This window comes from Sphingomonas sp. P4_G3, assembly GCF_056401105.1.
The window spans coordinates 25,838-51,906 of the sequence record NZ_JBFUJZ010000009.1; the positions used below are offsets into that span (position 1 = coordinate 25,838).

Here is a 26,069-nt window from a genome sequence, read left to right on the forward strand (position 1 = left end):
TGTCGGGGGAGTCGCGTGCCGCCGGCGGCCCCGGCCTTCGCCGGGGCGACGCGAGATGAAGCGCACCCATCTTCCCCTCAACGGCCTGCGTGTGCTCGACGCCGCGGYCCGGCACCTGTCCTTCACCCGCGCTGCCGACGAACTCGCGGTGACCCCGGCTGCGGTCGGGCAGCAGATCCGCGCGCTCGAGGACACACTCGGCGTGGTGCTGTTCCGCCGCACGACCAAGGGCCTGGAATTGACGCCCGAAGGCGAGGCCGGGCTCGACGCATTGCGCCAGGGTTTCCTGCAATTCGAGGAAGCGGTCCGCGCGATGCAGGCCGGCCAGTCGTCCAAGTCGCTGACCATCGCCGCACCGCGCGATGTGCTGCATTGCTGGCTGATGCCGCGGCTCGCCGAGATCAGCGCGGCCGATGGCGAGATGCGCTTCATGCTGATCGCCGCCGACGAGGAACTCGATTTCACCCAGGCCAATCTCGACCTCGCGATCCGCTGGGGCGAGGGGCCGGGCGAACATGAGGGCGAAGCGCTCGAATCCGAAGGTATGATCACGGTGCAGCGGCCGGGCGGCGGTGCCGATACACGGATCTCCTGGCCGGGGTGCCTCAACGACGATGCGGTGTCGCTGGTCCGCGTCGCCGATGCCGGATTGGCGATCGACGCCGCTGCTGAAGGACTGGGCCGGGCAACGGTGCCGGAATTGCTCGCGCGGCGCGACATCGCGGCGGGCCGGATCGTCGCGATCGGCGAGGCCAAGCCCTATCGCCTGGGCTATTGGCTGGTCGCTCCCTTGCCGCAATGGCGGCAGAAGAAGGTCAAGGCGCTGGTGGAGGCGCTGGGCGCGTGATGCTGCCGGTCATGGTGACCGAGCGGCTGGTGCTGCGTCCGCTGCGCATCGAAGACGCCGAGGCACTGCATCCGATGTATTCGGACGTCGAGGCCAATACCTACGGCTCGCATCCAGCGACCACGACCTTGGACGAAAGCCGCGCGCGGCTGGAAAAAAGCATTGCCGATCCGACCTGGCGCGCCTGGGCTGTCACGCTGAAGGGCGACGACACCGCGATCGGCACCGTCGCCTGCTATGAAAAGCGGCAGGGCAAGGTGACCGAGATCGGCTATGTGCTGAAGCGCGCTTTCTGGGGTCGCGGCATCGTCACCGAAGCGGTTGCGGCGATGATCGACCTGTTGTTCGCGGAAGGGCAAAGGCGCGTGTTCGCCGACACCGACCCCGACAACAACACGTCGATCGCGGTGCTCGAACGGCTCGGTTTCACGCGCGAAGCCCGGCTGCGTGCCGAATGGGAAACGCATATCGGCGTGCGCGACAGCCTGATCTGGGGGTTGCTGGAGGACGAATGGAAAGCCGCCCGCCGCCCAACCTGAAAGACCCGCTCGAGTTGGCGGCGTATCGTCGCGAACTGCGTGGCGTCGCCAGCGGCGTGCGCTGGGGCGGGATCGGGATCACCTTGATCGGCGCCATGGTCGCCGGGTTGCGCGCCTGGGCCTGGCCGGCGATCCCTGCGCTGATCCCGATGATCGTCGTCGCCTGGGGAATGCTGCTGATGCTGACCGCGATCGCACTGCGAATGGCTTATCACGCGCGCCGGATGCGCGGGGGGTAGCCCGGCGAATTGCGCCCAGGCGCTGAAGATGGGCGCGTCCCAACCTTCTCCCCTTGTGGGAGAAGGATACCGCAGCTTGGCGGCTATGCTGCCTAGCGGAGGTTGGATGAGGGGTCAGCGGCGCGAAGCGCCGCGCGGCCCCGATGGGCCCCTCCTTCTCCCACAAGGGGAGAAGGGATTCTCGCCTTCCCGCGCTGCCGTCCCGAGACGAAATGTATCGCCGGTCAGTTCGGCAAGGGTGCGTCGGCAAGCAGCACCAGTGCCCGTGTCATCAGCATGATGAGCCGGTTCTCCTCGACACCGGCGTCGTTGCGATGCCAGCCGGCGGCGATCGCCAGCCAGCGCCCGTCCTTGCGCCTGACCAGGAAATTGAGCGTGACGACGCCCGGTTCCGACCCGCCCTTGAACCCGATATAATCGAACTTGCCGCGCGTTGTGGGATCGATCCCGGGATTGATCGCCAGCAGCGACAAGGGTGTCTCGCCACCCTGCTTGCGGAGCCAATCCAGGATTCCGGCAGTCTCGGCGGGACTGGCGAACCATTCGAGTGTATCGATCTTGGTCGGCCTGCCGGCGAACATCATCGGATCGACTGGCGTCGTCCGTAACCGCGCCGCGTTCCTGTCGAGCAGCGTGCGCCTTGCCGACGGCATCAACGACGTCGCCCATTGTGCCGCGAGATCGGCATTGGCGGGACTTTTCAGGGCAAACATCTGTCGCGTCGTCAGCATCGGCGCTAGGCCGGGCGCGCCCGCCTTGGTCACGAAGTCATCGAGCCGATCGCCTTCGAGCGACACCAACGTGTCCGTCGCGGTATTGTCGCTGATCGAGATCATCAGGGTGGCGAGCGTCTGGACCGTCACCGGGCTGCCCGCCGGCCAGTTCTGGGTGATGCCCGAGGGCAGCGAGGCGGGCCCGATCGGCACCACATCGCTCCATTTGCGCTCGCCCGCACCCACCTCGCGCGCCACTTCGCCAAGCACCCACAGCTTGAACGCCGAGCCGAGCGGCATCGCCTTGTCGGGCGCGATCCCGGCCACCAGACGCGGCGCGCCTTCGCCGAGCGCATAGATGCCGAGGCCGGTCGTCCCGGGCAGCGCGCGGATATCGGCGGCAAGCTTGTCGAGCGTATCCCCCGCCATTTCTGGGCCGGTGAACAACAACCCCACGACCTGATGCGGCGGCGCCGGGTCGATCGCGATCTGGGCATTGACCACGCCACGCTCGAACCGGACGCGCAGATTGGCCGAGAACGGCGTGACCGCGGTCAGTCTGTCGATCGCCAGCGGCTTGCCCATCTGCGCGGTCATCGACGCGACCACTGCGTCCCACTTTGCCCTGGCTAGCGCCGCCCGGAAACTCGGCGCGAAATAACTGTCGTAGCTTTGCGCTCCCGTGATCGCGGCGATCAATTCCGCGGTCCGCGCGTTGAGCGCGGGATCGGCAGTCACGGCGTTGGTAGCAGGCGACTGGGCGGATGCGGGCGCGGTTGGTGCCAGGAAGGCGAGCGCGACGAGCGCGCGGATCGTCCACACGCGTTTCGCCAAATTTCAGCTCGCTTTCGGACCGGCCGGCGGATCGACCGACAGATCGAGCATCTCGATCTGCGGCCTAGCCTCCCGGACCAGCAACCGCGAGCCCGTATTGGTCGTGAGTCGCGCGGTCAGCGTATAGCGTTCAATGCGCATTATCCCCGGCTGCGACGGATCTATTTTGAGCGGGGCATAACGCCGAGCGCTTATCCCTGCCAGGATCGGCTTTATCCAATAGGGCTCATCGGCCGGTTTGCCCGACCGCAACACGCCGGCATCGCTGACCCGGCCGTCAGGGGTTACCCAAAAGCCGATATCGACCCATTCGCCATCATAATTGGTCCGCGATAATTTGGTCAGCGTCTCTCCCGAATTTGCGCCGCGGTCGGTGTCGTCGGTCGATTTGAGCGGTGGAGCATAAAGCAGTACCGGTGCACTGCCCTGATCGGTGGCGCGATAATCGGCGATCAGCTTGTCGACTGCACTGGGGTCGCCGGTCTTGGCATCCAGGCGCGCCATTAGCACGCGTGCGGCCTGGCCGAACGGCTTCATGTGCGGATCGGGATTGTTGATCAGCCAGTCCGCCGCCTTGCGCGCTTCGCCCTTATATTCGAACGGCAGCGCTATCGCGAGCTGGCTGTACAGCCCGACGATACGCAGGCGTGCCATGCCCTGGATATTGTACAGGCCGAGCTTCACCGCCTGGCGCTCGACGCTCGAATATTTGTCGACTGCCTCGTCAACACGGTTGAACCGCGCATACATGTCGCCGACTTCGACCTCCCCGCCCAGCACGCGCGGATCTTTCTCGGGCAGACCGGCCTTGAGTGCGCTCACCATATCGAACGTGCCGACGCGGAACGCCTCTCCGTCGCCCAGATGCGCGGCGATCCGGTAATTGGCGCGGAGCAGGTCGGCTACCGGTTCGGGATAGTCGTGCGCGAAGCGCTTGTTGCGGCCGATCGACTTTAACAGCGTGGAACGCGCATCCTCATATTTGCCGTCGACGAACTGGTGTTCGGCGACCTTCAGCGTGGCATTGATGTCCTGATCGGGCGGACATTTCCGCTCGACACAGGCATTCAGCGCTTTTTGCAGGTCGGGAAGGCGCTCGCCGATAATGATGATGTCGGCCTTGGAAGCGTCGGCCACCTTATCCTGCGCAACAACGGCGGCCGGAGCAGAGACGAGCAATGAAGCGAACAGGATTAAACTACGCGACATGACGTGAATCCTCCAAGACGCGGCGGCTATTCGTACCATTCTGCTTCGAATAGCGGAAGCCTCGCGCGATCAGGCGTCGATGGCTTCTTCGTCCAATCTGGCGGCATTTTCCTGGATGAAGGCGAAGCGGTGCGCCGGGTTGGTGCCCATCAGCCGGTCGACCAGATCCTTGACGCCCGCGCGCTCCTCATATTCCTGCGGCAAGGTGATCCGGATCAGCCCGCGCGAGCCGGGATGCATCGTCGTTTCCTTGAGCTGGTTGGGGTTCATCTCGCCCAAGCCCTTGAACCGGCTGACCTCGACCTTCTTGCCCTTGAATTCCTTCGCCTCGAGTTCCGCACGATGCGCGTCGTCGCGCGCGTACAGGCTCTTGGTTCCCGAGGTCAGACGATAGAGCGGCGGCTGCGCCAGATAGAGGTGCCCGCGCCGGACGATATCGGGCATCTCCTGAAAGAAGAAGGTCATCAGCAAGGTCGCGATATGCGCGCCGTCGACATCGGCGTCGGTCATGATGATGACGCGTTCGTAGCGCAGATTGTCGGGCTCGCAATCCTTGCGCGTCCCGCATCCCAGCGCCAGCGTCAGGTCGGCGATTTCCTGATTGGCGAAGATCTTGGCGCTGGTCGCCGAGGCGACGTTGAGGATCTTGCCGCGGATCGGCAGGATCGCCTGGGTCTTGCGGTCGCGCGCCTGCTTGGCCGATCCGCCGGCCGAATCGCCTTCGACGATGAAAATCTCGGTACCGGCGGGATCGTCGGCCGAGCAATCGGTCAGCTTGCCCGGCAGGCGCAGCTTGCGCCCCGACGTCGCCGACTTGCGCTTGACCTCACGCTCCTGCTTGCGGCGCAGGCGCTCGTCCATCCGCTCGACGACATAGCCGAGCAGCGCCTTGCCGCGATCCATATTGTCGGAGAGGAAATGGTCGAAATGGTCGCGGACAGCGCGCTCGACCATGGTCGCCGCTTCGGGACTGGTGAGACGGTCCTTGGTCTGGCTCTGGAATTGCGGCTCGCGAATGAAAACCGAAAGCATCAACTCGCATCCGACCATCACGTCGTCGGCGGTGATGTCCTTGGCGCGCTTCTGCCCGACCAATTCGCCGAACGCACGGATGCCGCGGACGAGCGCGGCGCGCAGACCCGCTTCGTGGGTGCCGCCGTCAGGGGTCGGGATGGTGTTGCAATACCAGCTATAGCTGCCGTCGGACCATAACGGCCAGGCCACCGCCCATTCGACGCGGCCCTGTTGCTCGCCGGGGAAGTCCTGGCTGCCCGCGAAGAAATTGGCGGTGGCGCATTCGCGGTCGCCGATCTGTTCCTTCAGATGATCAGCCAGGCCGCCGGGGAATTGGAACACCGCTTCCGCCGGAGTGTCGTCGGTGATGAGCTCGGGCGCGCATTTCCAGCGGATCTCGACGCCGGCAAACAGATACGCCTTCGAGCGCGCCAATTTGTACAGCCGCGCCGGCTTGAAGTGCAATTCGGGTCCGAAAATCTCGGGGTCGGGCGTGAACGCGACCGAGGTGCCGCGGCGATTGGGAGTCGGCCCCAATTTCTCGATCGGCCCGAGCGTCAGTCCCTTGGAGAAACGCTGGCGGAACAATTCGCGATTGCGCGCGACCTCGATCACGGTGTCCTCGCTCAGCGCGTTGACCACGCTGATGCCGACGCCGTGCAGCCCGCCCGAGGTCGCATAGGCCTTGCCGTCGAACTTGCCGCCCGAATGCAGCATCGAGAGAATCACTTCGAGCGCCGATTTGTCGGGGAATTTGGGATGCGGGTCGACCGGCATGCCCCGGCCATTGTCGACGACGGTCAGCCGGTTGCCGACCTCAAGCGTGACCTCGATCCGGGTGGCGTGCCCGGCCACCGCCTCATCCATCGAATTGTCGAGCACTTCGGCGGCGAGGTGATGCATCGCGCGCTCGTCGGTGCCACCGACATACATTCCGGGGCGGCGGCGGACGGGTTCGAGCCCCTCGAGCACTTCGATCGAGGAGGCGTCATAGTCGGTGCCGGGCTTACCGGAGGAAGCGAACAAATCGTCGGACATGTATCACGTATAGGAGGGGCGGAATCCGCCGCAAGGGCCGCGCGCAAGACGGCGTCGGCTATCCACAGCAAATCGCGCGCCCGAATGCTGTTCGGACGCGCGATTTGCGTTCATCGATGATCCCGGATCAGCGGACGCGCGGGCCGCCAAACGGCAGCGGCGGCGGCGGACGGCGATCGCGGCGCGGCAGCTGTGCCTGATAGGCGTGGCCGCAATGCGCGACGCAATAGGGGAAACCCGGGTTCACCTTGTCGCCGCAGAAATGGAAATCGGGTTCGCCGGGGTGGCCGAGCGGCCATTTGCAGATCTTGTCGTTGAGATCGAGCAGGCTGGTCTTGCCGGCAATCTCGGGCGACGGCTTGGCCGGGACCAGGCGGCGCGGCGGTGCGGGGGCGATTGGCGGCTGCTGCTCGCCCGGTGCCTGGCGCACGAAGCCGCCGGGACCGACCGAGCGCAGGATCGGCTGCGGCGGGGCGTCGGGGGCAGGGGTAGCAGGCGTAGTGGGTATCGCCGCGGCCGACGACGCCGCTGGGGCCGCGGCGGGTGCGGGGGCAGGAGCGGGCGCGGGGCGTGGTGCCTCGGTCACGGGCGGCGCCGCCTTCTTGACCGGCGCTGGGGAGGGCGCCGCCGACGCGCTGTCGTCATTCGGCTTCACCGGCGACGGGCGCGATTGCAGGCCCAGGCGATGGGCCTTGCCGATCACCGCGTTGCGGCTGACATCGCCCAGCGCCTCGGCGATCTGGCTCGCCGTCATGCCCTTTTCCCACATCGTCCTCAGCGTATCGATGCGGTCGTCGGTCCAGCTCATTCACATTCCTTCCAAAACGTCACCGGACGGTTGCGGGGCATCGCGTCAGCGCCTACCTGCGTGGCCGATGGACGCGCCCACCACTTCCGGTGAGAAAATCACTGTTATGGCACCCCCCGGCGTTCCGGTGATCCGGAGCGTGAACTGGGGTGGCCTGAGAACCCTCTATGTGAAGGAGGTGCGCCGTTTCTTCAAGGTGCACCTGCAGACGATCTGGGCGCCGGCCGCCACGACCTTGCTATTTCTGGTCGTTTTCACCGTCGCGACGGGCGCCAAACGGCCGGTGACGGTCGGCGGCGTCGACATTCCGTTCGGCGATTTCATCGCGCCGGGGCTGATCATCAGCCAGGGAATGATGGGCCCGGCCTTCGCCAATGCCAGCTTCTCGCTGCTGGTCGGCAAGATCCAGGGGACGATCGTCGACTATCTGATGCCGCCCTTGTCGACGATGGAATTGCTCGCGGCGTTGGTCGGCGGGGCGATGACGCGCGCGTTCATCGTCGGCTTCATCGTCTGGGCAGCGATGGCGCTTTACGGCATCGGCGTCTGGCCGCAGCATCTCTGGGCGGTGATCTGGTTCGGGTTCCTGGGGGCAGCGTTCCTGTCGCTGCTCGGCGTGCTGACCTCGATCTGGGCGGACAAGTTCGACCATGCCGCGGCGGTGACCAATTTCGTCATCGTGCCGCTCGGGCTGTTGTCGGGCACTTTCTATTCGGTCGATCGCCTGGCGCCGGCGTTCCGCGCGTTCAGCCATGCCAACCCGTTCTTCTACATCATCTCGGGCTTTCGCTACGGCTTCCTCGGCACCGCCGATTCGCCGGTACTGATCGGCAGCGCGGTGGTGTTTGGCCTGGACGTGGTCCTCGCGCTGACCTGTTACTGGCTGCTCAACAAGGGCTGGAAGATCAAGTCCTGACCGGTCCCCGTCGTGGCGCTTGGCCGGTGTGCGTGAACGCCGGCTGACGCGGCCATTCAGCCTGCACGCAACATCCCACTGCTACCGCGCGTTATGATCCCACCCAGTGGAGTTCCGGTAATGCGCATTCTGTTGATATCGGCGGCGAGTCTCGCCGTCCTGAGCGCCGCGCCTGCGACGGCGCAATCCTATAATCCCGATTATTCTGGCAGTTACGGTAACGGCTATGCCCGTCGCTCGGTGCCGACGCCGTATCAGGTCCGCTCGATGATCGATACCGCCCAGGGCCGCGGCGAGATTTCCGACGATCAGGCGAGCAATTTGCGCGAACAAGCCGACGAGCTGGTGCGGCTGGACCGCCGCGCCCAGCGCGACGACGATGGCGATGTGCGCCGCGATCTCACGCGCCGGACCTTTGCGCTGCTGCGCGATCTGCGCGAGGCGCGCGGCGACTCGGGCAATGACTATGCCTATCGCGGCCGATCGACGGACTATCCGCCCGCTTATGGGTCGACGCCTCAGGGCGGTTATGACAGTGCCCGGCGCGCGCCCGGCGACGATGACGACCAGGGGCAACCGTATTCGTCCGCGCCGGACGACGCCTATAATACCGCGCCGCGCACGAACGATCCGTACCGTACGGCGCCGTCATACGATCCCAGCCGTACTGCGCCGCAGAATTACGATTCCTACCGCGCGACGCCTCCGGCCGGCGACTCTTATGGCGCGGCGCCCCCGCCCAATGACGATCAGCGCTATGACGATCCCAACGGGCAGGACGAAGACAATATGCCGCCGCCCGACGACGGCATCTACCAGCCGCGCAACAACTGATCAGCAGCGGGTGGCGGAGTGTCCCGCCACCCGTCGCCCGCGCCATCCGGACGAGCCTACGACCGCGGTCGGCAGCGCTTGTCGATCGTTTCGACCGGCTCGTGCGGCAAAGCGGTCCGGGTATCATGCACCCTGGGCATGACCCACCAAACCCCTGTCATGGCCGATTCGACCCCATGGTGTTGACGCTCCGTGGCCGGACCAAGTAAATGCCCGCTCCGGGCGGTCCGGATGGGCCGCCCTTTTTGCTTTTTCGCAACTGAAGGAGGCCATCGCCGTGACTATCACTCCGCTCATGCCCGTCTATCCGCGGTGCGGGGTGCGTCCGGTCCGAGGCGAGGGCTGCTTCCTGATTGGTGAGCGCGGCGAGCGTTATCTCGATTTCGCCGCCGGCATTGCGGTCAATGCGCTCGGCCATGGCCATCCCAAGCTGACCAAGGCGATCGCCGACCAGGCCGCGACCCTGATGCACGTGTCGAACCTGTACGGCTCGCCGCAGGGCGAGAGCCTGGCGCAGCGCATTGTCGACATCAGCTTCGCCGACACGGTGTTCTTCACCAATTCGGGCGTCGAGGCGATCGAGTGCGCGATCAAGACCGCGCGCCGCTATCACGACGTCAACGGCAATCCCGAACGCTACAAACTGATTACCTTCAAGAACGCTTTCCACGGCCGCTCGCTCGGCGCGATCAGCGCGACCGATCAGCCCAAGATGCGCGACGGGTTCGAACCGCTGCTGCCAGGCTTCGACTATGCCAGGTTCAACGACCTCGAAGGTGCGCTGGCGCTGATCGATGACGAGACCGCCGGCTTCCTGGTCGAGACGGTGCAGGGCGAGGGCGGGATGACCGCCGGCACGCCCGAGTTCATCCGGGGCCTGCGCAAGGCGTGCGACGAGCACGGCCTGTTGCTCATCCTCGACGAAATCCAGTGCGGCTATGGGCGTACCGGCAAGATGTGGGCCTATGAACATTACGGCATCACTCCCGACATCATGACCGTGGCCAAGGGCATCGGCGGCGGCTTCCCGCTCGGCGCGTGCCTCGCCACCGAGGAAGCGGCCAAGGGGATGGTAATCGGCACGCATGGCTCGACCTATGGCGGCAATCCGCTGGCGATGGCGGCGGGCGAAGCGGTGCTCGACGTGATGCTCGAGCCGGGCTTTCTCGAGCACGTCACCGCGATGGGCGACCGCCTGCGTGCAGCGTTCGAACAGCTCATTCCGAACCATGACGATCTGTTCGAGGAAATCCGCGGCAAGGGTCTGATGCTCGGTATCAAGATGAAGGAGCCGGGGGTCAGCCGCGATTTCGTCGCGCACCTGCGTGACAATCACGGATTGCTGACGGTCGCCGCGGGCGAGAATGTGTTCCGCGTGCTGCCGCCCTTGGTGATCGAGGAAAACCATATCGCCGAATGTATCGAGCGGCTGAGCGAAGGCGCGCGGACCTATGCCGCCGCCACCGTGGCGGCGTGATAATCTCCCTCTCCCCCCGGGAGAGGGAAGGGGYCCGCTCGGCGCAGCCGAGTGGGAAGGGTGAGGGCAGCCTCATCCTCTCTGCCCTCACCCTTCCGCCGCTTCGCGGCTCCCTCCCGCATCAGGTAAACAGCGCCCCGCGCTGTTTAGGTCATGCCGGGGGCATGACCGACCTGATGCGCCCAAAGGGAGAGGGAATTTGACCCGCCACTTCCTCAACCTGTCCGACGCCGGGCCTGACGGCGTTGCCGCGATGCTGGCGGATGCGCTCGACCGCAAGGCGGCGCGCGCGGGCTGGCCCAAGGGCAAAATAGACGCCGATGCGCCGCTCGCCGGGCATGTGCTGGCGATGGTGTTCGAGAAGAACTCGACCCGCACCCGCTTCAGCTTCGACATGGCGATCCGCCAATTGGGCGGCACCAGCATCGTGACGGATGCCGGCCAGATGCAGCTTGGCCGCGGCGAGACGGTCGCCGACACCGCGCGCATCCTGTCGGGCTATGTCGACGCGATCATGATCCGCACCGACGATCACGCCAAGGTCGAGGAACTCGCGGCCTATGCCAGCGTGCCGGTGATCAATGGCCTGACCGACTATTCACATCCGTGCCAGATCATCGCCGACCTGCAGACGGTGATCGAGGCTGGCTATTCGCTGCCGGGGCTCAAGGTCGCGTGGCTGGGCGACGGCAACAACGTGCTCACCTCGATGATGGAAGCGGCCGGGCTGATGCAGTTCGACGTGATCGCCGCCTGCCCGCAGGGATTCCAGCCGTCCGAAGCGGACGTCGCGCTGGGCAACGGGCGCGCCCGGGTGGTTGGAACCGCGCGCGAGGCGGTGGAGGGCGCGGACATCGTCGTCACCGACACCTGGATCTCGATGGGGCAGGAGCATGCCGATACCAAGCTCGCGGCGATGATGCCGTTCCAGGTGACCGGCGAGTTGATGGCGGGCGCGAAGCCTGGTGCCAAATTCCTCCATTGCCTGCCCGCGCATCGCGGCGAGGAAGTGACTGCCGAGGTGCTCGACGGGCCGCAATCGCTGATCTGGCCCGAAGCGGAGAACCGGTTGCACGCCCAGAAATCGATCCTGCGCTGGTGCTTCGGGCAGATCGGTTGATCGCGGGCGGCGCTCTCCCCACATTCGTCCCGCCGGCGCAGGCCGGCATCTCACGCAATTTGGCGCAGCGCTGACGCCAGAGGCTCCGGCTTCGCTGGGGTGACGAAGGATTGTTATGACCGCGGACGTTACCGACCTCGACCAGACGATCGGCTTCACCATTCCCGCCCGCCACGCGCGCGGTCGGCTGGTGCGGCTGGGGCCAGTGCTCGATGAGATCCTGGCGGCGCATGCTTATCCGCCGGCGATCGAACGGTTGCTCGCCGAGGCGCTGACCTTGACAGCGTTGATCGGCTCGACGCTCAAGGATCCATTGGGGCAGCTCACCATCCAGGCGCAGACCCAGGCCGGCGTGGTGAAGCTGCTGGTGTGCGATTATCGCGGCGGCGAATTGCGCGGCTATGTCCAGTTCGATGCCGATCGCCTGGCCGAGGCGCCAGAGGAACCGACTCTGTTCGCCTTGTTCGGCGAAGGGTATCTGGCGATCACCTTCGATCTGGCGGGAACCGGCGAACGCTATCAGGGCATCGTTCCACTCGACGGCGAAACGCTGGCCGAGGCCGCGGAAAGCTATTTCGCCCAGTCGGAACAGATTCCGACGCTGATCAATTTCGGGGTCGCGCGCGATCGCACCGGCCATCACGTCGCCGGCGGGCTGTTGCTGCAACATCTGCCGGAAGGCGAGATCGGGCGCGAGCGGCTGCATGTGCGGCACGACCATCCCGAATGGGAGCATGTCGCGATCCTGGGGCGGACGATGGGGGCGGACGAACTCACCGATGCCGCGATCCCGTTGGAAACCCTGATCTGGCGCCTGTTCAACGAAGAAGAGGAAGTGCGCGTGCAGGCGCGGTCGGATTTCCGCAAGGGATGCCGCTGCGACGCCGCGTATATTGCCGGCGTGCTCGCCAAATTCACGCCCGAGGACCGGCGCGAGATGGCCGACGAGCATGGCATGATCAACGTCGATTGCGCGTTCTGCGCGAAGTCGTTTCCGGTGCCTGCGGAATTAGCCGCGCCCTAGGGTCGTTTTCAGCTTCGCTGAGCCAGACTCTAACGATTGTAACACTGCCCGCCCATCGCCACATTTGGATGGCAGAGGAGTGCGCATGGGGAAGGGGACGATCATCTTAGCCGCGTTTGCGGCCATGGCGGGTCTTGGCGCGGGCGTGGCGGTCGCGGCAGGGCCGATTGCGCTCGATCGGCTCGGCCTGGGGCAATGGCAGTTGCACGAGATCGGCAGCGCAGACACGCCGCGGCAGATGTGCATGCACAATCCGCTGCAGATGGTTCAGCTGTTCCATCCTGGCGTCCAGTGCACGCGCTTCACCATCGACGACGCGCCCGATCACACCACGATCCACTATACCTGCCAGGGTCGCGGTTATGGCCGCACCACAATCACGCTCGAAAGTCCCACCTTGATTCGTCTCGATACGCAAGGGATCGATCCGCTCGGGCAGCCGTTCGACATCGTGTACGAGGGGCGCCGGACAGGCGCTTGCGCGCCACCGCCGGCCCGTTAAGGCCGCGTTTAGGGTCGGTGGGCTATAGAGGATAAGTGCTTTCGGGCACGTTTCCTCCCTGGAAAGACGCTTGGAAGCGTCAAGACTGGGCCGCCGCAAGGCGGCCCTCTTCTTTTCGCCCCTCTCCCGTTTTTACACCTCTCCCGCTTGCGGGAGAGGGAGGGGCCCGCCGCCGAAGGCGGTGGGAAGGTGAGGGTCTTCTTACTTCTTCTTTTGTCGCGCTGTTCGCTTGGAAGAAGAAAGAAGACCCTCACCCATCCCTCTCCCGCGCGCGGGAGAGGGCAGAGAGCGGAAAGAACTGAAAAGCGTCGCGGCTTGCGAGAAAGGGCTTAACCTCCTAGCTCCCGCCCGATCATGGAAACTACATCGCCTTTGGCGGTCGCGCTGATCTCGGGCGGCCTCGATTCGATGGTTGCCGCGGCCTCGATGAAGGCCGCGGGCTATCGCCTGCTCGCGCTTTCGGTCGACTATAACCAGCGCCACCAGATCGAGCTTGCCGCGGCGCGGCGAATCGCCGGCACGCTGGGCGCCGAACGTCATGTCGTGCTGCCGCTCGATCTGCGCGCGTTCGGCGGTTCGGCGCTGACCGCGGAGATCGACGTGCCAAAGGATGGTGTCGGCAGCGACATCCCGGTCACCTACGTGCCCGCGCGCAACACGATCTTCCTCAGCCTGTCGCTGGGTTGGGCGGAGGCGGCCGGCGCGCGCGACCTGGTGATCGGAGTCAATGCGCTCGATTATTCGGGCTATCCCGATTGCCGCCCCGAATTCGTCGCCGCGTTCGAGGACATGGCGGCGCTCGCGACCAAGGCAGGGGTGGAGGGCGACCGGTTCCGTATCCACGCGCCGCTCCAGCACATGACCAAGGCGGACATCGTGCGCGAAGGCACGCGGCTCGGGCTCGATCTCGGGATGAGCTGGTCGTGCTACGATCCCGCGCCCGGCGGCGTGCATTGCGGATTGTGCGACAGCTGTCGCCTGCGCGCCAAGGGGTTCGAGGAAGCCGGCATCCCCGACCCGACGCGCTACGCCGTCTGACGATGAGCTACGCGGTCAAGGAGATGTTCCTCACGCTCCAGGGAGAGGGCGTGAATGCCGGACGGCGCGCGGTGTTCATTCGCTTCGCCGGATGCAATCTATGGTCGGGGCGCGAACAGGATCGCGCGACCGCGGTCTGCCGGTTCTGCGACACCGATTTCGTCGGCACCGATGGCGAGGGCGGCGGGCGGTTCGCCGACGCCGCCGCGCTGGCCGAGGCAGCGGCGGGTTTCTGGGGCAAGGGGCGCGAGGAGCGTTTTTGCGTGCTTACCGGTGGCGAGCCGATGCTTCAGGTCGACGATGCTTTGGTCGACGCGCTGCACGCGGCCGGGTTCATCATCGCGATCGAAAGCAACGGCACGCTTGCCGTCCATCCCGGCATCGACTGGGTATGTATCAGCCCCAAAGCGGGGAGCGAGGTGGTCCAGCGCTCGGGCGACGAGCTGAAGCTGGTCTGGCCGCAACCCGGCACCGATGTCGACGCATTGGAAGCCTGGGATTTCGCCCATCTGCTCGCGCAGCCGCTCGATACCGGATCGGCCGAAGGCAACGCCGCGAGCGAGGCCGAGGCGATCGCGTTGGTCATGGCGCGTCCGCGCTGGCGCCTGACGCTTCAGGCGCACAAGCGGCTTGGCTTGCGCTAGGGCGTTAACTCAGCGCTTCTTTTTCTTGGCGCTGCTGCCGCAATAGGTCGCGCTATAGCGTCCCTTGCGCCAGCAGTCGGGCTGGAAATCGGGCAGGAACAGATAGGTCCGGGCGTAGAAGGCGCGCGGGAATTGCTGTTCGCCATAGGGGATCAGGCTGTTGCGCAGTTCGCGCATATAGGTGGCCGCGGCATCGCCCAATTGGCCGCGTGGCGTGAAGATCACTTCGCGACCGATCTTGCTGGCGGTCTGGCAGAAACCATATTGCGCGGCGACGGTGGCGAAGGCCGAATAAGTGCGCGTGCCGAAGCGGTCGAACGCGGCCTGGCCTGCGGCCTTGGTCTTCGAAGTGCGAACGAAATAGGCGTTAATCGTGTCGAGCGAGGTTTTGAGCTCGGCCGTATGATCGTGCAGCATCGCGTTGTAATTGTCGACCGTCAGCAGCATCGGCGCGAAATCGCATTGCAGCGCCGCGACGTTGAGCGCGGCGCGCAGGTTCCACACCAGTCCGGCGCGCACTTCCGCCGGCGTCGCACCGGGCATCGGCATGCCCATTTCGGGCTCGGCACCGGTCACCGCAGCTCCGCTGAAATCATAGGATTTCAGGAAAAACTGCGCCGATGCCGGTGATCCGGCGAACAGGCCGGCGGCGAGCGATAGGCTCGCCATGATACGCACGATTTTCATCCTCGTCCCTTCTCGCGTCCCCTACGCAGGCACTTTCCTACGGTGATTTTCCTGCGCGCCCAAGAGGTTTCGGTGTGTTTAAGTCTGCTGACTCCGCGCCACGAATCGAAAGGGGCCGCCCGACGAACGGACGGCCCCTCGAAACCTAACCATCCGCCCGAAGGCGGACGACCAGACGAATTACATCGTCGTGTTGGTCGTGGTGGTCGTGGTGTCGTTCGACATCATGTCGGTGCCGTTCATGGCGCCGCCATCGACCGCAGTCATGTTGTCGGTGGTGGTTTCGTCAGTGACGTTCATGTCGGTGACATTGGTGGTCGTTTCGGTCTTGGTGCAGGCCGAAACCGCCAGGGCGGCGCCCGCGATCATGGTGCCGATCACGGCCTTCGAGATGAAAGAACGCATTTGGAAGCTCCCTAGATAGTGGATTTGGTCGGCTTTTCCGGCCTTATCACCCAAATCAAGGGGGACATTAGACACTAATCCGAAGTTGCTCAAGCCGCTTTTCGTGCGCGGAAAGCGCGTCGAGAAAGTCGGGTAGATGACGCGCCAATGCGGCGTCAAATACCTCAACTGCAATGGTTTTTCCCAACGCGGTCGCGCTGGTCACGGCATAGTCGGCCAGGCCGCACGGCACGATTCCGCGAAAATGTGCGAGATCCGGGTCGAGGTTGATGGCGAAACCATGCAGGGTCACCCACCGTTTCACCCGCACCCCGATCGCGCCGATTTTCGCCTCCTCGGCGCCGTGCCCGGTCCAGATACCGACGCGACCTGATTCGGTCCGCGCCTCGATCCCGAAATCGCCCAGCGTCGCGATCAGCCAGTGTTCGAGCTCATGGATGAAGCAGCGCACGTCGCGCCCGCGGCGGTTGAGATCGAGCACCAGATAGCCGACGCGCTGGCCGGGGCCGTGATAGGTGTAGCGCCCGCCACGCCCGGTTTGGACGACGGGAAAGCGTGGATCAATCAGTTCGGCAGGATCGGCGCTGGTGCCTCCGGTATAGACAGGCGGGTGTTCGAGCAGCCAGACGAGCTCGCGCGCATCGCCGGCAGAAACCGCGGCGGCGCGGGCCTCCATCGCCGCCAGGCTTTCGGCATAAGGCACTTGCTCGGTCGAGACGCGCCATTCGATATCGGCGGGGATCATCGCGCTGGGCTACTCCCGCGCGGGGACGGGGCGCAAGTCACCGACCGCCACAAGATGCTTGGGTGAGGGCGTTGCCAGTCGTGAGCACACGCCCTAGTCAAGCGTCCTCGGGCCGGCGACTGGGTCGGCATGTGGGAAATCGGGGGCCGCATATGGTCAATATGGGAAACGTCTGGGATCGTACCACCGAGTTCCTCAGCGATAATCTGGGCGCGGTGGTGCCGGTCGCGTTGCTGACGATCTTCGTGCCGCAATCGATATCGGGCGCGATCAAGCTTGCCGGCACCGCAGTCGCACCGGGGCTGGGGCAAGCTATCGTGCTCGCGCTGCTGCTGCCGATGTTGTGGGGCCAGCTCGCCATCACCGCACTGGCGCTGCGGCCCGATGCCGGACGCGGCGTGGCGCAATCGATCGCGACACGTGGTTTCCTGCACTATCTGTTGGCCCTGCTGATCCTGTTCACCGTGCTCGTCCTATTGTTCCTGCCGATCATCCTCGCGCTGGTCGCAAGCGGGGTCGATCTGACCGCGCTGACCAGTGCCTCCCCCGGCCCGAAGCCCGATATTTCGCCGGCCCTGGCCGGGTTCATCGGTCTTTACGGCCTGGTCTGGCTGATCGTCGCCATCTTCGTTTCGGTCAGGTTCAGCACGCTGCTCGTTCCCGTAGTGGCGGCGGAAGGCGGGGTGGTGTCTGCCTTGCGTCGCTCGTTCGCGCTGAGCCGGGGGATCGCCTGGAAGCTGCTCGGTGTCGTGCTGCTGTTCGGGCTGGTCGTCGGCGTCGCGTCGATTGCGGTGACCTCGGTATTCGGGGCCTTGTTCCGATTTCTCGATCCCACCGCCGGGCCATTCGCGATCGGCTCGATCATTGTCGCGATTCTGGGCGGGCTAGTGACGACGGCTTATTATGTCATCCAGTCGAGCTTCATGGCTAAAGTCTATCTGGCGGCGACGTCGGCACGCGAGGGCGTGTGAGGGTCACTTTTCCGGCTTTGATGCGCGATGCCTGGCGATTGTGGCGGCGCGATTGGGAAGTGCTGACGGCGGTGGGAGGTCTGTTCGTTTTCCTGCCCGCGCTGGCGATGGCGATGTTCATCCCCAACATGCCCGCGCCGCCCGCGGCAGGCGAAGCCGTGCCGGGATCGGTGACGATGGCAGCCTATGAACAGGGCCTCACCCAATGGATGGTCAATTACGGCGGCTGGCAGATCGCGGCGCAGGCGGTCGTGCTGTTCGGCCAGTTCGCGATCGTCGCTTTATACCTGGCGGGCGACCACCCGCCGGCGGGCAAGGCATTGATGGCCGCGGCGCGGCGTTATCCGCTGTTGCTGCTCGCGGGACTGATCATCGCCGTGCCGATCGCGGCAGCCCTGTTGCTGGCGCAGGCGGTGCCGCTGCTGATGGCCGCGTTCTTCGTGATCGTCTTCTGGGTATTGGCGCGAACGATCGCGCTGGCGCCGACCTTGTTGGCCGAAGCCCCCGTCGGTGCCTTGAGGGCAATCACCCGCAGCCTGCATTTGACGCGCGGCAACACGCTTGCGCTCGCCGCGGCGGTGATGACGGTGATCCTGGCGATGACGATCGCGACCTGGCCGTTCGAGCAAGTCGACGCCTGGATGGTGGCTCACGCGCCCAATCCGATCGCACGCGCGATCGTCGACGTGATCGCAGCGGCGATCACCGGCCTGGGCGGGATCGCCATGGCGCTGGTCCAGGTCGCGGCGTATCGCCGGCTTAGGACCAGGTAGCGACCGGCGGTAAGCTCATCAAAATGGCATCGATATTGCCGCCGGTCTTGAGCCCGAACAGCGTCCCGCGATCATAGACCAGGTTGAATTCGGCATAGCGGCCGCGCCATTCGCGCATCGCGGCGATGTCGTTATCGGTGAAAGTATCGCCCATCCGCCGCCGCACGATCCGCGGGAACGCGTCGAGAAATGCTCGGCCGACTTCCTGGGTGAAGGCGAAATTGGCGGCGAAATCGCCCTCGAGATGATCGTAAAAGATCCCGCCGACGCCGCGATGCACCTTGCGATGCGGGATATAGAAATAATCGTCGGCCCATTGCTTGAAGCGCGGATAATGCGCCGGATCATGGCGATCGCATGCCGCCTTGAGCGTCTCGTGGAAATCGGCGGTGTCTGCCGCCACCGGCAAGGGCGGGTTGAGATCGGCGCCGCCGCCGAACCAGCGCTTGGTCGTGACCAGGAAGCGCGTATTCATGTGCACCGCAGGGACGTGCGGATTGGCCATATGCGCGACCAGGCTGATTCCGGTCGCGAAGAAGGTCGGATCGTCGGCCGCGCCATGGATCGTCTTGCCGAACTCGCCGTCGAACGCGCCACCGACGGTCGAGACGTTGACGCCGACTTTCTCGAACACCTTGCCTTTCATCACGCCGCGCACGCCGCCACCACCATCGGCGCCTGACGGATCGACCCGGTTCCAGGCGATATAGTCGAACCGTGCGTCGGACCCCGCTTCGCGCTCGATCGATTCGAATTCGGCGCAGATCAGGTCGCGGAGCTGCTCGAACCACTGTTTCGCGGTCGCCTGTTCGACGTCCAGCTCCTTCATTCGGGCCATCCCTTCGTCTGTCGTAATGCTTCGCCCAGCGCGATGGCGGCGGAAACCGCAACGTTCAAGGACCGAAAGCCCGGCCGCATCGGAATCATGACTCTAAGATCGGCCCGATCATGGACCGATTGCGGCACGCCCGCGCTCTCCGCTCCCAGCAGCAAGATGTCGTGGGGTTCGAATTCTGCCGCGTCGAGCCGCACCGCGCCCAGGGTGGATAAAAGGACGATCCTCCCCGTGACGCCCGCTTCGAAGGCCGGCCAGTCGGCGTGGCGCGTCACTTCGGCCTGCGCCGCATAGTCCATCCCGGCGCGCGCCAAGGCGCGGTCGGAAAAGGCGAATCCCATCGGTTCGATCAGATCAACCGGCACGCCAAGACAGGCCGCCAGTCGCAAGATGGTGCCGACGTTTCCGGCGATGTCGGGCTGGTGAAGGGCGATGCGCATAAAAACCCGTTGGCAAAGCGGCATGCCCGTGTCTATCAGGCGCCCAACTTCCGTGGGGACGGAAGGGTTCTGGCGGGCGCGCGGCCTCCTAAAGGCTAGTTCCCCGAGCGTTCCGCCGCCGGATTTGAAGTGCAAGGGCAGGTGAATGGCGACCGTTGACGATGTGATTCCGGAGGGTGAGTCGCCCGATAGCGTGAGCGATCCGCGTCGCCGCGACTTCCTGAACATTGCCGCCGTGGCGTTTCCCGCCGCCGCCGGCGCGGTCGCGGTGCTCTATCCGCTGATCAACCAGATGAGCCCGTCGGCCGACGTTCTCGCGGAATCGACCACCACGGTCGACTTGTCGAAGATCCAGCCGGGTCAGGGCGTCATCACGACGTTCCGCAAACAGCCGTTGTTCGTGCGCAACCTGACGCCGAAGGAAGTCGCCGAGGCCAATGCGGTGCCGCTGTCGGATCTGCGCGATCCCGAAACGCTCGAGAAGCGGACTCAGCCGGGGCATGAGAACTGGCTGATCACGCTCGGCGTCTGCACCCATCTGGGCTGCATCCCGCTCGGCATCAACGAGGGCGACAATCGCGGCAAGTTCGGCGGATATTTCTGCCCGTGCCACGGCTCGCAATACGACACGGCCGGGCGCATCCGTCAGGGGCCGGCGCCGAAGAATCTCGCCGTGCCGCCGTACAAGTTCACGTCACCGACCGCGGTTCTGGTCGGTTAAGGGGGTAGAAGAAGATGAGTTTCCCCTGGGCCAATCACTACGAGCCGAAACAGCCGTTCATGCGCTGGCTCGATGAGAAGCTGCCGCTGCCGCGCCTGGCGTACAATGCGGTGGGCGCCGGGTATCCGGTGCCGCGCAACCTCAATTATTTCTGGAATTTCGGCGTGCTTGCCGGCGCCGCTCTGGCGATCCAGATCGTCACCGGCATTGTGCTGGCGATGCATTATCACTCGGACGCCGCGACCGCTTTCTCGTCGATCAACGGCACGATCATGCGCGACGTCAATGCCGGCTGGTTCCTGCGCTATGCGCACGCCAACGGCGCGTCCATGTTCTTCATCGTCGTCTACACGCACATCTTCCGTGGGCTCTATTACGGGTCGTACAAGGCACCGCGCGAGATGGTGTGGCTGCTCGGCGTGGTCATCTTCCTGCTGATGATGGCGACCGCGTTCATGGGCTACGTGCTTCCCTGGGGCCAGATGAGCTTCTGGGGCGCGCAGGTCATCACCGGCTTCTTCTCCGCGATCCCGGGGATCGGCGAGACGATCCGCGTATGGTTGCTTGGCGGTTACGCGCCGGACGACGCCGCGCTCAACCGCTTCTTCTCGCTCCATTATCTGCTGCCGTTCGTGATCGCGGCGGTCATCATCCTGCACATCTGGGCGCTGCACATTCCTGGGTCGGGCAACCCGACCGGGGTCGACGTCAAGGGTGAGCAGGACACGGTGCCGTTCCATCCGTACTACACCGCGAAGGACGGCTTCGGACTGGGCGTCTTCCTGCTGCTGTTCGCGGCGTTGGTGTTCTTCTTCCCGGATATGCTCGGCCACCCGGACAATTACATCGCGGCCAATCCGTTGCAGACGCCGGCGCACATCGTCCCTGAATGGTATTTCTGGCCGTTCTACGCGATCCTGCGCTCGTTCACCTCGGACTTCATCCTGCCGGCCAAGCTGTGGGGCGTGCTCGCGATGTTCGGGTCGATCCTGCTGCTGTTCTTCCTGCCGTGGCTCGATTCGTCGCCGATCCGCTCGAACAATTACCGGCCCAAGGCACGGATCGCTTTCTGGGTACTGGTCCTTGACGTGCTGATCCTGGGCTATTGTGGCGGTTCGCCCGCTGACCCGGTGTACGTGATCGTGGCGCAGGTCTGCTCGGCATATTACTTCCTGCACTTCCTGGTGATCCTGCCGTGGATTGCGCGGACGGAACGCCCGGTGGCGCTGCCGAATTCGATCACCGAGGCAGTGCTGGCCGGCAAGGGCGGGACGAGCCCAGCCGAAACCGCGCTGGCGCGCTGAGCGAGCTATAGGGGATATACGACAGATGGTTCGCTGGATTGCAGCTTTGGTCGGGTTGGCGTTTGCGGGCGTGCTCGCGATCGCACTGGTCATCACCGTGTGGGGCGTCGCGACCGACAGCACGCCCAAGATCTGGACGGGTGCGCCCAAGTCCGCCGAGACCGAGTTCCACAAGCATCCGCGCGATGCGGGGCTGAGTTCGGCGGGTGTGTTCGGCAAGTTCGACAAGCAGCAGCTGCAGCGCGGCTTCCAGGTCTATAAGGAAGTCTGCGCGGCGTGCCACTCGCTCAAATATGTCGCGTTCCGCGACCTCACCGGGCTCGGCTATAGCGAAGGCCAGGTGAAGGCGATTGCCGCCGGCTTCGACAATATCCCGTCGATCAACCCGGACACGGGTGAGGCGGCGACCCGCAAGGGCGTGCCGGCCGACCGCTTCCCGCTGGCGTTCGCCAACGACATTGCGGCGCGTGCGGCCAACAACAACGCGATCCCGCCCGACCTCAGCTACATGACTCGCGCCCGTCACGGCGGCGCCGACTATGTCTATTCGCTGCTGACCGGCTATCAGGATCAGCCCGCGGCGCTGTTGAAGGAATTCCCCGAGGCGAAGACGCCGACCGGGCTGCACTTCAACCCGTATTTCGCCAACCTCAATATCGCGATGCCGCCGCCGCTCAGGTCCGAAGGCCAGGTGCAATATTCCGATGGCACCAAGCCGACGGTCGACAATATGGCGCGCGACGTGGCTGCTTTCCTGGTGTGGACCGCCGATCCCAATCTGGAAACGCGTCACCAATATGGCTTCATGGCAGTGATCTTCCTGCTGTTCTCGAGCCTGCTGGCGTTCGGCGCGTACCGGAACATCTGGCGCGACGTGAAGCATTGATCGGGCGCGGCCGGCAACGGCCGCCCCATCTTCCATCGTCATCTTCGCGCGGAGTTCGCGATGACCCACGCTAATGACGACCTCAAGGCGCTGATCCGCACGATCCCGGACTTTCCCAAGCCCGGGATCATGTTCCGCGACATCACGACGTTGCTGCTCGATGCGCAGGGACTGGCCGAAACCATCAGGCGCATGGCGGCGGCCGTCGAGGGCCCGGTCGACCTCGTCGCCGGGATCGAAGCACGCGGCTTCCTGTTCGCCGCCGCGCTCGCCGTGCCGCTCAACGCCGGCGTGCTGCTGATCCGCAAGGACGGCAAGCTGCCCGGCGTGACGATCGCGGAGGATTATGCACTCGAATACGGCACCGATCGCATCACCATGCACGAGGACGCGCTGGTGCCCGGCCAGCGCGTGCTGCTGGTCGACGATCTGATCGCCACCGGCGGTACCGCACGCGCCGCGATCCGCTTGCTGCGCAAGGCCGGCGCGGTGGTCGACCAGGTCCAGTTCGTCATCGACCTGCCCGACCTGGGCGGGGCGGCTGCGCTCGCCGGTGATGGCGTCCAAGTCACCTCGCTATTCGCCTTCGAAGGGCATTGACCGCCCCGATTGGGCTGAAACGGCCCAAGCGGAACTGATTTCGCCTCCGAATCGTTTTATCCACTCAGTGGCAGCGGCGCGTTTTTGCCGCGGCTCCGGAGTATGGAGACGTTTCAATGAAGATCGGCATCATGGTGTTGGGTGCAGCGTCGCTGCTCTCGCTAGGCGGCTGCGTCGATGACGGCTATGGCTATAGCGGCGTCAGTATTGGCTATGGCTCGCCCGGTTATTATGGCGACTATTACAGCGATTTCTACGATGGCGGCTACGGCACGCCCTATTATGGCTGGTACGGCGGCTATTATTACCCCGGCAGCGGCTATTACGTCTACGATCGCTATCGTCGCCCGCATCGTTGGGACGGCAACCAGCAGCGTTACTGGCAGAACCGCGGCTCGCAATGGCGCGGGACGGGTCGCAGCGACGAATGGCGCGGCTTCCAGCGCGGTCCGCGGACAGGCGGCAGCGACGGCTATCGCTGGCGTGGTAATGGCGGCGGCAACGGAGGTTGGCGCGGTAACGATGGTCGACGCGGCAATGACGGCGACGGGCGTCGCCGCGGCCACTAAATACTAATTCTCCTGGGGCCGTGTCCGGATCAGCCCGTTGGCGACGAAGGTCATGACCGCTTCGTCATGCTGGTTGAACACCGTGGTGCGGCCCTTGGTGATGCCCATTTCCGGGCGGCTCTGCGATACGCGCTTGTCGAGAAGCTCGGTCTCGCAGCGCAGGACGTCGCCCGGATAGACCGGCTTGAGCCAGCGCAATTCGTCGATTCCCGGCGAGCCGAGGCTCGCCGAGCGCTGGCCCTTCATATTCTCGACCGCCATCCGCATGGCCATGGCGGCGGTATGCCAGCCGCTGGCCGACAATCGCCCGAAATAGGTTTGCGCCGCTGCCTCGTCAGACAAGTGGAACGGTTGGGGGTCGTATTTGGAGGCGAACTCGACCACCTCATCACGAGTCACTTCGTAGCGGCCGAAGCTCGCTTTGGTGCCGACCACCAGATCCTCGAAATATTTGAGACCGTCGCTCATTTTGCCAAAGCTCCGCGAAAGGGCGCGTCGTCGCCATCGAGTCCCTGACCAGGCGGCAGCGCGATCAGGTCGCGCAGCAGCGGCGCGACATCGACATTGTCGAAGGTCGGGATCTTGCCGATCGGCTTGATCGCCGGGCCGCTGGCGACGAACAGCGCCCGCATGTCGGGCGCGTCATTGTCATAGCCGTGCGCGCCGCCCTCGACCTTGCGCTTGGGTGAGTGGACGACGACCGTCCAGCCCGCATCGGGCAGACACAGGATGGCCGGCACGCGCGGGTTCTTCCCATAATGGAGGCGTTCCGGCACCTCGGCCTTGCGGTAGCAAATGAGGTGCTGGCCATGGGCGCCAAGGAGCGCCTTTTCGACCGCCGTCTGTTTGCCGGCCTTGGGATTGATCGAGGCATAGACCCCGTCCTCGACCACGTCATAATCGTCAGGATTGCTGAACGCATCGAGTACGATCAGCCGGTCCTGGGAAATCGCCGCCATGCCGTGATCGGCGACGATGACGAAATTTGCCGGCTGGCCAAGCTTGGCGAGTTCGTCGCGTAGCCGGCCGATCGCCTTGTCGACATTGGCGACCGCGTCGGTGGTGCGCTGGTCGTCCGGACCAAATTCATGACCCGCGGTATCGACCTCGTCGAAATAGAGCGTGACGAAGCGCGGACGCGTCCCGGCCGGGCGACGCAGCCAGTCGATTACGCTGTCGACGCGCTGGCGGTCGCTCAGCGCCTGGTTGAATTGCAGCCAATCCTCGGGCCGCGTGCCGCCGGTCACCTGATTGGGCCACTCCTTCGAACGCTCGCCGCCCCAGGCGACGTTCGACCCCGGCCAGAAAGCGGTGGCGGTGCGGATCCCGGCCTTTTCCGCGGTTACCCAGATCGGTTCCGCGGCGTTCCACCAGAACGGGTCGTCCGACGCCATGGTGAAGGTGTCGCCCGGCCGCGATGCGTCGAGCATCTTGTTGGCGACGATGCCGGTGCGGTCGGGGCGCAGTCCGGTGACCAGGGTCCAATGATTGGGGAACGTCTTGGACGGATAGCTCGGCCGCATCGCGCTGCTGATGCCGGCGGCGGCGAGCGCGCTGAGATTGGACGTCACGCCGCGATCGAGATAATCGGCGCGGAAGCCGTCGATCGAGACAAGGACGGTGACCGGTGCCTTCGCCTCGGCCTCGGCAACCGGCGTGGGCAGAGCGCTTGCCGCGCTCTGCGGCGGCGATGCCCCTGCACAACCCGGCAATGCAGCAACGGCGGCGAGAAAGGCGGCCCGGGCAATCCAGCGCATCAACGACTCCTTGGTCGATCCACGTCCGCCATGCCGGGCCGTCGTTTCAGGCGCAAGCTGGAGCGGAGAGGGTGGTTTCCGAATCACGCTCTCCGCTTCGTTCAATTGACTCGATTCCGTACCTTGGTACGGAATCGAGCATGGCAGGAATGACAATCGGTAAATTGGCTGCGGCGGGTGGGGTCGGCGTCGAGACCATCCGCTATTATCAACGCCGTGGCTTGTTGCAGGAGCCGCCTCGCGACGAATTTTATGGCGGCATACGCCGCTACGGCGCGCCCGACGTGCAACGGCTTCGATTCATCCGTGCGGCGCAAGGCGCGGGGTTCACGCTCGAGCAGATCGCCGAATTGCTCGAGCTCGATGCCACCGATGACCGCGCCCGGGCACGCGCGTTGGCGATCGAGCGGATCGCCGCGCTCGATGCCAAGATCGCCGAGTTGCAGGAGGCGCGCACAGCGCTCGCGCGATTGGCGCGTGACTGCGCGAGTGCCGAGTCCGGGCCATGCCCGATCCTGATAGCGTTTGACGCAGGCTGATTCTGTGCACTATTGATATAGTGTAACATAACAATGGGGGG

30 protein-coding genes are annotated in these 26,069 nt (G+C 65.0%); 19 read left to right on the forward strand and 11 right to left on the reverse strand.

Features of this window, described 5'->3' with window-relative positions; translation table 11 throughout:
- The first annotated feature begins 55 nt into the window (after positions 1–55).
- From AC1DQQ_RS17910 to AC1DQQ_RS17920, 3 genes are read left to right on the forward strand one after another with little or no spacing between them, the layout of a single operon-like run.
- A complete protein-coding gene (locus tag AC1DQQ_RS17910) occupies positions 56–847 on the forward strand; it encodes a LysR family transcriptional regulator (RefSeq protein ID WP_478046162.1) in 792 nt (263 codons plus the stop codon).
- Positions 847–1,386, forward strand: a complete 540-nt coding sequence (locus tag AC1DQQ_RS17915) for a GNAT family N-acetyltransferase (protein ID WP_478046319.1) — start codon at positions 847–849, stop codon at positions 1,384–1,386. Before AC1DQQ_RS17910 ends, AC1DQQ_RS17915 begins: the two co-directional genes overlap by 1 nt.
- The gene (locus AC1DQQ_RS17920) at positions 1,359–1,625 is read left to right on the forward strand and encodes a hypothetical protein (RefSeq protein ID WP_478043090.1); all 267 of its coding nucleotides are present in this window, start codon (positions 1,359–1,361) and stop codon (positions 1,623–1,625) included. The genes AC1DQQ_RS17915 and AC1DQQ_RS17920 overlap by 28 nt, the downstream gene beginning before the upstream one ends.
- Before the next feature lie 224 nt (positions 1,626–1,849).
- Here the strand turns inward: AC1DQQ_RS17920 and AC1DQQ_RS17925 are convergent, their stop codons facing one another.
- The 4 genes from AC1DQQ_RS17925 to AC1DQQ_RS17940 all read right to left on the reverse strand — a co-directional run bounded on the left by AC1DQQ_RS17925 (position 1,850) and on the right by AC1DQQ_RS17940 (position 7,241).
- Positions 1,850–3,172 carry a serine hydrolase gene (locus AC1DQQ_RS17925; protein WP_478046164.1) on the reverse strand — a complete coding sequence of 441 codons (1,323 nt, stop codon included), beginning with the start codon at positions 3,170–3,172 and terminating at the stop codon, positions 1,850–1,852.
- A gap of 3 nt (positions 3,173–3,175) precedes the next feature.
- On the reverse strand, positions 3,176–4,381 hold the full coding sequence (locus tag AC1DQQ_RS17930) for a hypothetical protein (RefSeq protein ID WP_478033091.1): 1,206 nt from the start codon (positions 4,379–4,381) through the stop codon (positions 3,176–3,178).
- Between the two features lie 69 nt (positions 4,382–4,450).
- Positions 4,451–6,433 carry a DNA topoisomerase IV subunit B gene (gene parE / locus AC1DQQ_RS17935; protein WP_478033090.1) on the reverse strand — a complete coding sequence of 661 codons (1,983 nt, stop codon included), beginning with the start codon at positions 6,431–6,433 and terminating at the stop codon, positions 4,451–4,453.
- Positions 6,434–6,560: 127 nt separating this feature from the next.
- Positions 6,561–7,241, reverse strand: a complete 681-nt coding sequence (locus AC1DQQ_RS17940) for a GcrA family cell cycle regulator (protein ID WP_478033089.1) — start codon at positions 7,239–7,241, stop codon at positions 6,561–6,563.
- Between the two features lie 106 nt (positions 7,242–7,347).
- Between AC1DQQ_RS17940 and AC1DQQ_RS17945 the strand changes: the two genes are divergently transcribed.
- The 8 genes from AC1DQQ_RS17945 to queE all read left to right on the forward strand — a co-directional run bounded on the left by AC1DQQ_RS17945 (position 7,348) and on the right by queE (position 14,796).
- Positions 7,348–8,157, forward strand: coding sequence for an ABC transporter permease (locus tag AC1DQQ_RS17945; protein WP_478033088.1), 810 nt, complete (start codon positions 7,348–7,350; stop codon positions 8,155–8,157).
- A 120-nt stretch (positions 8,158–8,277) separates the two neighbouring features.
- On the forward strand, positions 8,278–8,991 hold the full coding sequence (locus AC1DQQ_RS17950; protein ID WP_478043153.1) for a hypothetical protein: 714 nt from the start codon (positions 8,278–8,280) through the stop codon (positions 8,989–8,991).
- A gap of 277 nt (positions 8,992–9,268) precedes the next feature.
- Positions 9,269–10,468, forward strand: coding sequence for an acetylornithine transaminase (locus tag AC1DQQ_RS17955; protein WP_478046166.1), 1,200 nt, complete (start codon positions 9,269–9,271; stop codon positions 10,466–10,468).
- Positions 10,469–10,667: 199 nt separating this feature from the next.
- Positions 10,668–11,588: an ornithine carbamoyltransferase gene (argF, locus tag AC1DQQ_RS17960; protein ID WP_478046168.1), complete on the forward strand. Its 921-nt coding sequence runs from the start codon at positions 10,668–10,670 to the stop codon at positions 11,586–11,588.
- A 115-nt stretch (positions 11,589–11,703) separates the two neighbouring features.
- Positions 11,704–12,612, forward strand: a complete 909-nt coding sequence (hslO, locus tag AC1DQQ_RS17965) for an Hsp33 family molecular chaperone HslO (protein ID WP_478033084.1) — start codon at positions 11,704–11,706, stop codon at positions 12,610–12,612.
- A gap of 85 nt (positions 12,613–12,697) precedes the next feature.
- Positions 12,698–13,114, forward strand: a complete 417-nt coding sequence (locus tag AC1DQQ_RS17970) for a DUF3617 domain-containing protein (RefSeq protein WP_478033082.1) — start codon at positions 12,698–12,700, stop codon at positions 13,112–13,114.
- A gap of 354 nt (positions 13,115–13,468) precedes the next feature.
- Positions 13,469–14,152 carry a 7-cyano-7-deazaguanine synthase QueC gene (gene queC / locus AC1DQQ_RS17975; RefSeq protein WP_478046169.1) on the forward strand — a complete coding sequence of 228 codons (684 nt, stop codon included), beginning with the start codon at positions 13,469–13,471 and terminating at the stop codon, positions 14,150–14,152.
- A 2-nt stretch (positions 14,153–14,154) separates the two neighbouring features.
- Positions 14,155–14,796 carry a 7-carboxy-7-deazaguanine synthase gene (gene queE, locus AC1DQQ_RS17980; RefSeq protein WP_478046170.1) on the forward strand — a complete coding sequence of 214 codons (642 nt, stop codon included), beginning with the start codon at positions 14,155–14,157 and terminating at the stop codon, positions 14,794–14,796.
- A gap of 9 nt (positions 14,797–14,805) precedes the next feature.
- Here queE and AC1DQQ_RS17985 read toward each other — a convergent pair whose 3' ends face one another.
- The 3 genes from AC1DQQ_RS17985 to lipB all read right to left on the reverse strand — a co-directional run bounded on the left by AC1DQQ_RS17985 (position 14,806) and on the right by lipB (position 16,633).
- A complete protein-coding gene (locus AC1DQQ_RS17985; RefSeq protein ID WP_478046172.1) occupies positions 14,806–15,483 on the reverse strand; it encodes a hypothetical protein in 678 nt (225 codons plus the stop codon).
- A gap of 180 nt (positions 15,484–15,663) precedes the next feature.
- Complete coding sequence (locus tag AC1DQQ_RS17990; RefSeq protein ID WP_478033076.1) at positions 15,664–15,888, reverse strand: hypothetical protein; 225 nt, start codon at positions 15,886–15,888, stop codon at positions 15,664–15,666.
- 67 nt (positions 15,889–15,955) lie between these two features.
- On the reverse strand, positions 15,956–16,633 hold the full coding sequence (gene lipB / locus AC1DQQ_RS17995) for a lipoyl(octanoyl) transferase LipB (RefSeq protein WP_478033074.1): 678 nt from the start codon (positions 16,631–16,633) through the stop codon (positions 15,956–15,958).
- 152 nt (positions 16,634–16,785) lie between these two features.
- Between lipB and AC1DQQ_RS18000 the strand changes: the two genes are divergently transcribed.
- Together AC1DQQ_RS18000 and AC1DQQ_RS18005 are read left to right on the forward strand one after the other, a co-directional pair.
- On the forward strand, positions 16,786–17,604 hold the full coding sequence (locus AC1DQQ_RS18000) for a hypothetical protein (RefSeq protein WP_478043150.1): 819 nt from the start codon (positions 16,786–16,788) through the stop codon (positions 17,602–17,604).
- On the forward strand, positions 17,601–18,377 hold the full coding sequence (locus AC1DQQ_RS18005; protein WP_478046174.1) for a hypothetical protein: 777 nt from the start codon (positions 17,601–17,603) through the stop codon (positions 18,375–18,377). Before AC1DQQ_RS18000 ends, AC1DQQ_RS18005 begins: the two co-directional genes overlap by 4 nt.
- On the opposite strand, the gene hemF is transcribed toward AC1DQQ_RS18005, so the two are convergent.
- Both hemF and AC1DQQ_RS18015 read right to left on the reverse strand, forming a co-directional pair.
- Positions 18,364–19,206: an oxygen-dependent coproporphyrinogen oxidase gene (gene hemF, locus AC1DQQ_RS18010; protein ID WP_478043152.1), complete on the reverse strand. Its 843-nt coding sequence runs from the start codon at positions 19,204–19,206 to the stop codon at positions 18,364–18,366. The two genes, AC1DQQ_RS18005 and hemF, sit on opposite strands and share 14 nt — an antisense overlap.
- Entirely contained in the window at positions 19,203–19,652 is a 450-nt protein-coding gene (locus tag AC1DQQ_RS18015; RefSeq protein WP_478033070.1) for a tRNA (cytidine(34)-2'-O)-methyltransferase, read from the reverse strand. Before AC1DQQ_RS18015 ends, hemF begins: the two co-directional genes overlap by 4 nt.
- Before the next feature lie 145 nt (positions 19,653–19,797).
- Here AC1DQQ_RS18015 and petA point away from each other — a divergent pair, with 145 nt between their 5' ends.
- From petA to AC1DQQ_RS18040, 5 genes are all read left to right on the forward strand, one after another.
- Positions 19,798–20,373, forward strand: coding sequence for a ubiquinol-cytochrome c reductase iron-sulfur subunit (gene petA / locus AC1DQQ_RS18020; RefSeq protein ID WP_478033069.1), 576 nt, complete (start codon positions 19,798–19,800; stop codon positions 20,371–20,373).
- Positions 20,374–20,387: 14 nt separating this feature from the next.
- Positions 20,388–21,677 (forward strand): cytochrome b, encoded by a 1,290-nt coding sequence (locus AC1DQQ_RS18025; RefSeq protein ID WP_478033068.1) that lies wholly within the window; start codon positions 20,388–20,390, stop codon positions 21,675–21,677.
- Positions 21,678–21,702: 25 nt separating this feature from the next.
- A complete protein-coding gene (locus AC1DQQ_RS18030; RefSeq protein WP_478033067.1) occupies positions 21,703–22,563 on the forward strand; it encodes a cytochrome c1 in 861 nt (286 codons plus the stop codon).
- A 60-nt stretch (positions 22,564–22,623) separates the two neighbouring features.
- On the forward strand, positions 22,624–23,163 hold the full coding sequence (locus AC1DQQ_RS18035) for an adenine phosphoribosyltransferase (protein WP_478033066.1): 540 nt from the start codon (positions 22,624–22,626) through the stop codon (positions 23,161–23,163).
- A 116-nt stretch (positions 23,164–23,279) separates the two neighbouring features.
- On the forward strand, positions 23,280–23,732 hold the full coding sequence (locus AC1DQQ_RS18040; RefSeq protein WP_478046175.1) for a hypothetical protein: 453 nt from the start codon (positions 23,280–23,282) through the stop codon (positions 23,730–23,732).
- 3 nt (positions 23,733–23,735) lie between these two features.
- Here the strand turns inward: AC1DQQ_RS18040 and AC1DQQ_RS18045 are convergent, their stop codons facing one another.
- Both AC1DQQ_RS18045 and AC1DQQ_RS18050 read right to left on the reverse strand, forming a co-directional pair.
- Positions 23,736–24,200: a MaoC family dehydratase gene (locus AC1DQQ_RS18045; RefSeq protein WP_478033064.1), complete on the reverse strand. Its 465-nt coding sequence runs from the start codon at positions 24,198–24,200 to the stop codon at positions 23,736–23,738.
- Positions 24,197–25,489, reverse strand: coding sequence for an alkaline phosphatase family protein (locus AC1DQQ_RS18050; RefSeq protein WP_478046177.1), 1,293 nt, complete (start codon positions 25,487–25,489; stop codon positions 24,197–24,199). The genes AC1DQQ_RS18045 and AC1DQQ_RS18050 overlap by 4 nt, the downstream gene beginning before the upstream one ends.
- A 140-nt stretch (positions 25,490–25,629) precedes the next feature.
- Here AC1DQQ_RS18050 and AC1DQQ_RS18055 point away from each other — a divergent pair, with 140 nt between their 5' ends.
- On the forward strand, positions 25,630–26,028 hold the full coding sequence (locus AC1DQQ_RS18055) for a MerR family transcriptional regulator (RefSeq protein WP_478041195.1): 399 nt from the start codon (positions 25,630–25,632) through the stop codon (positions 26,026–26,028).
- The last annotated feature ends 41 nt before the right edge of the window (positions 26,029–26,069 follow it).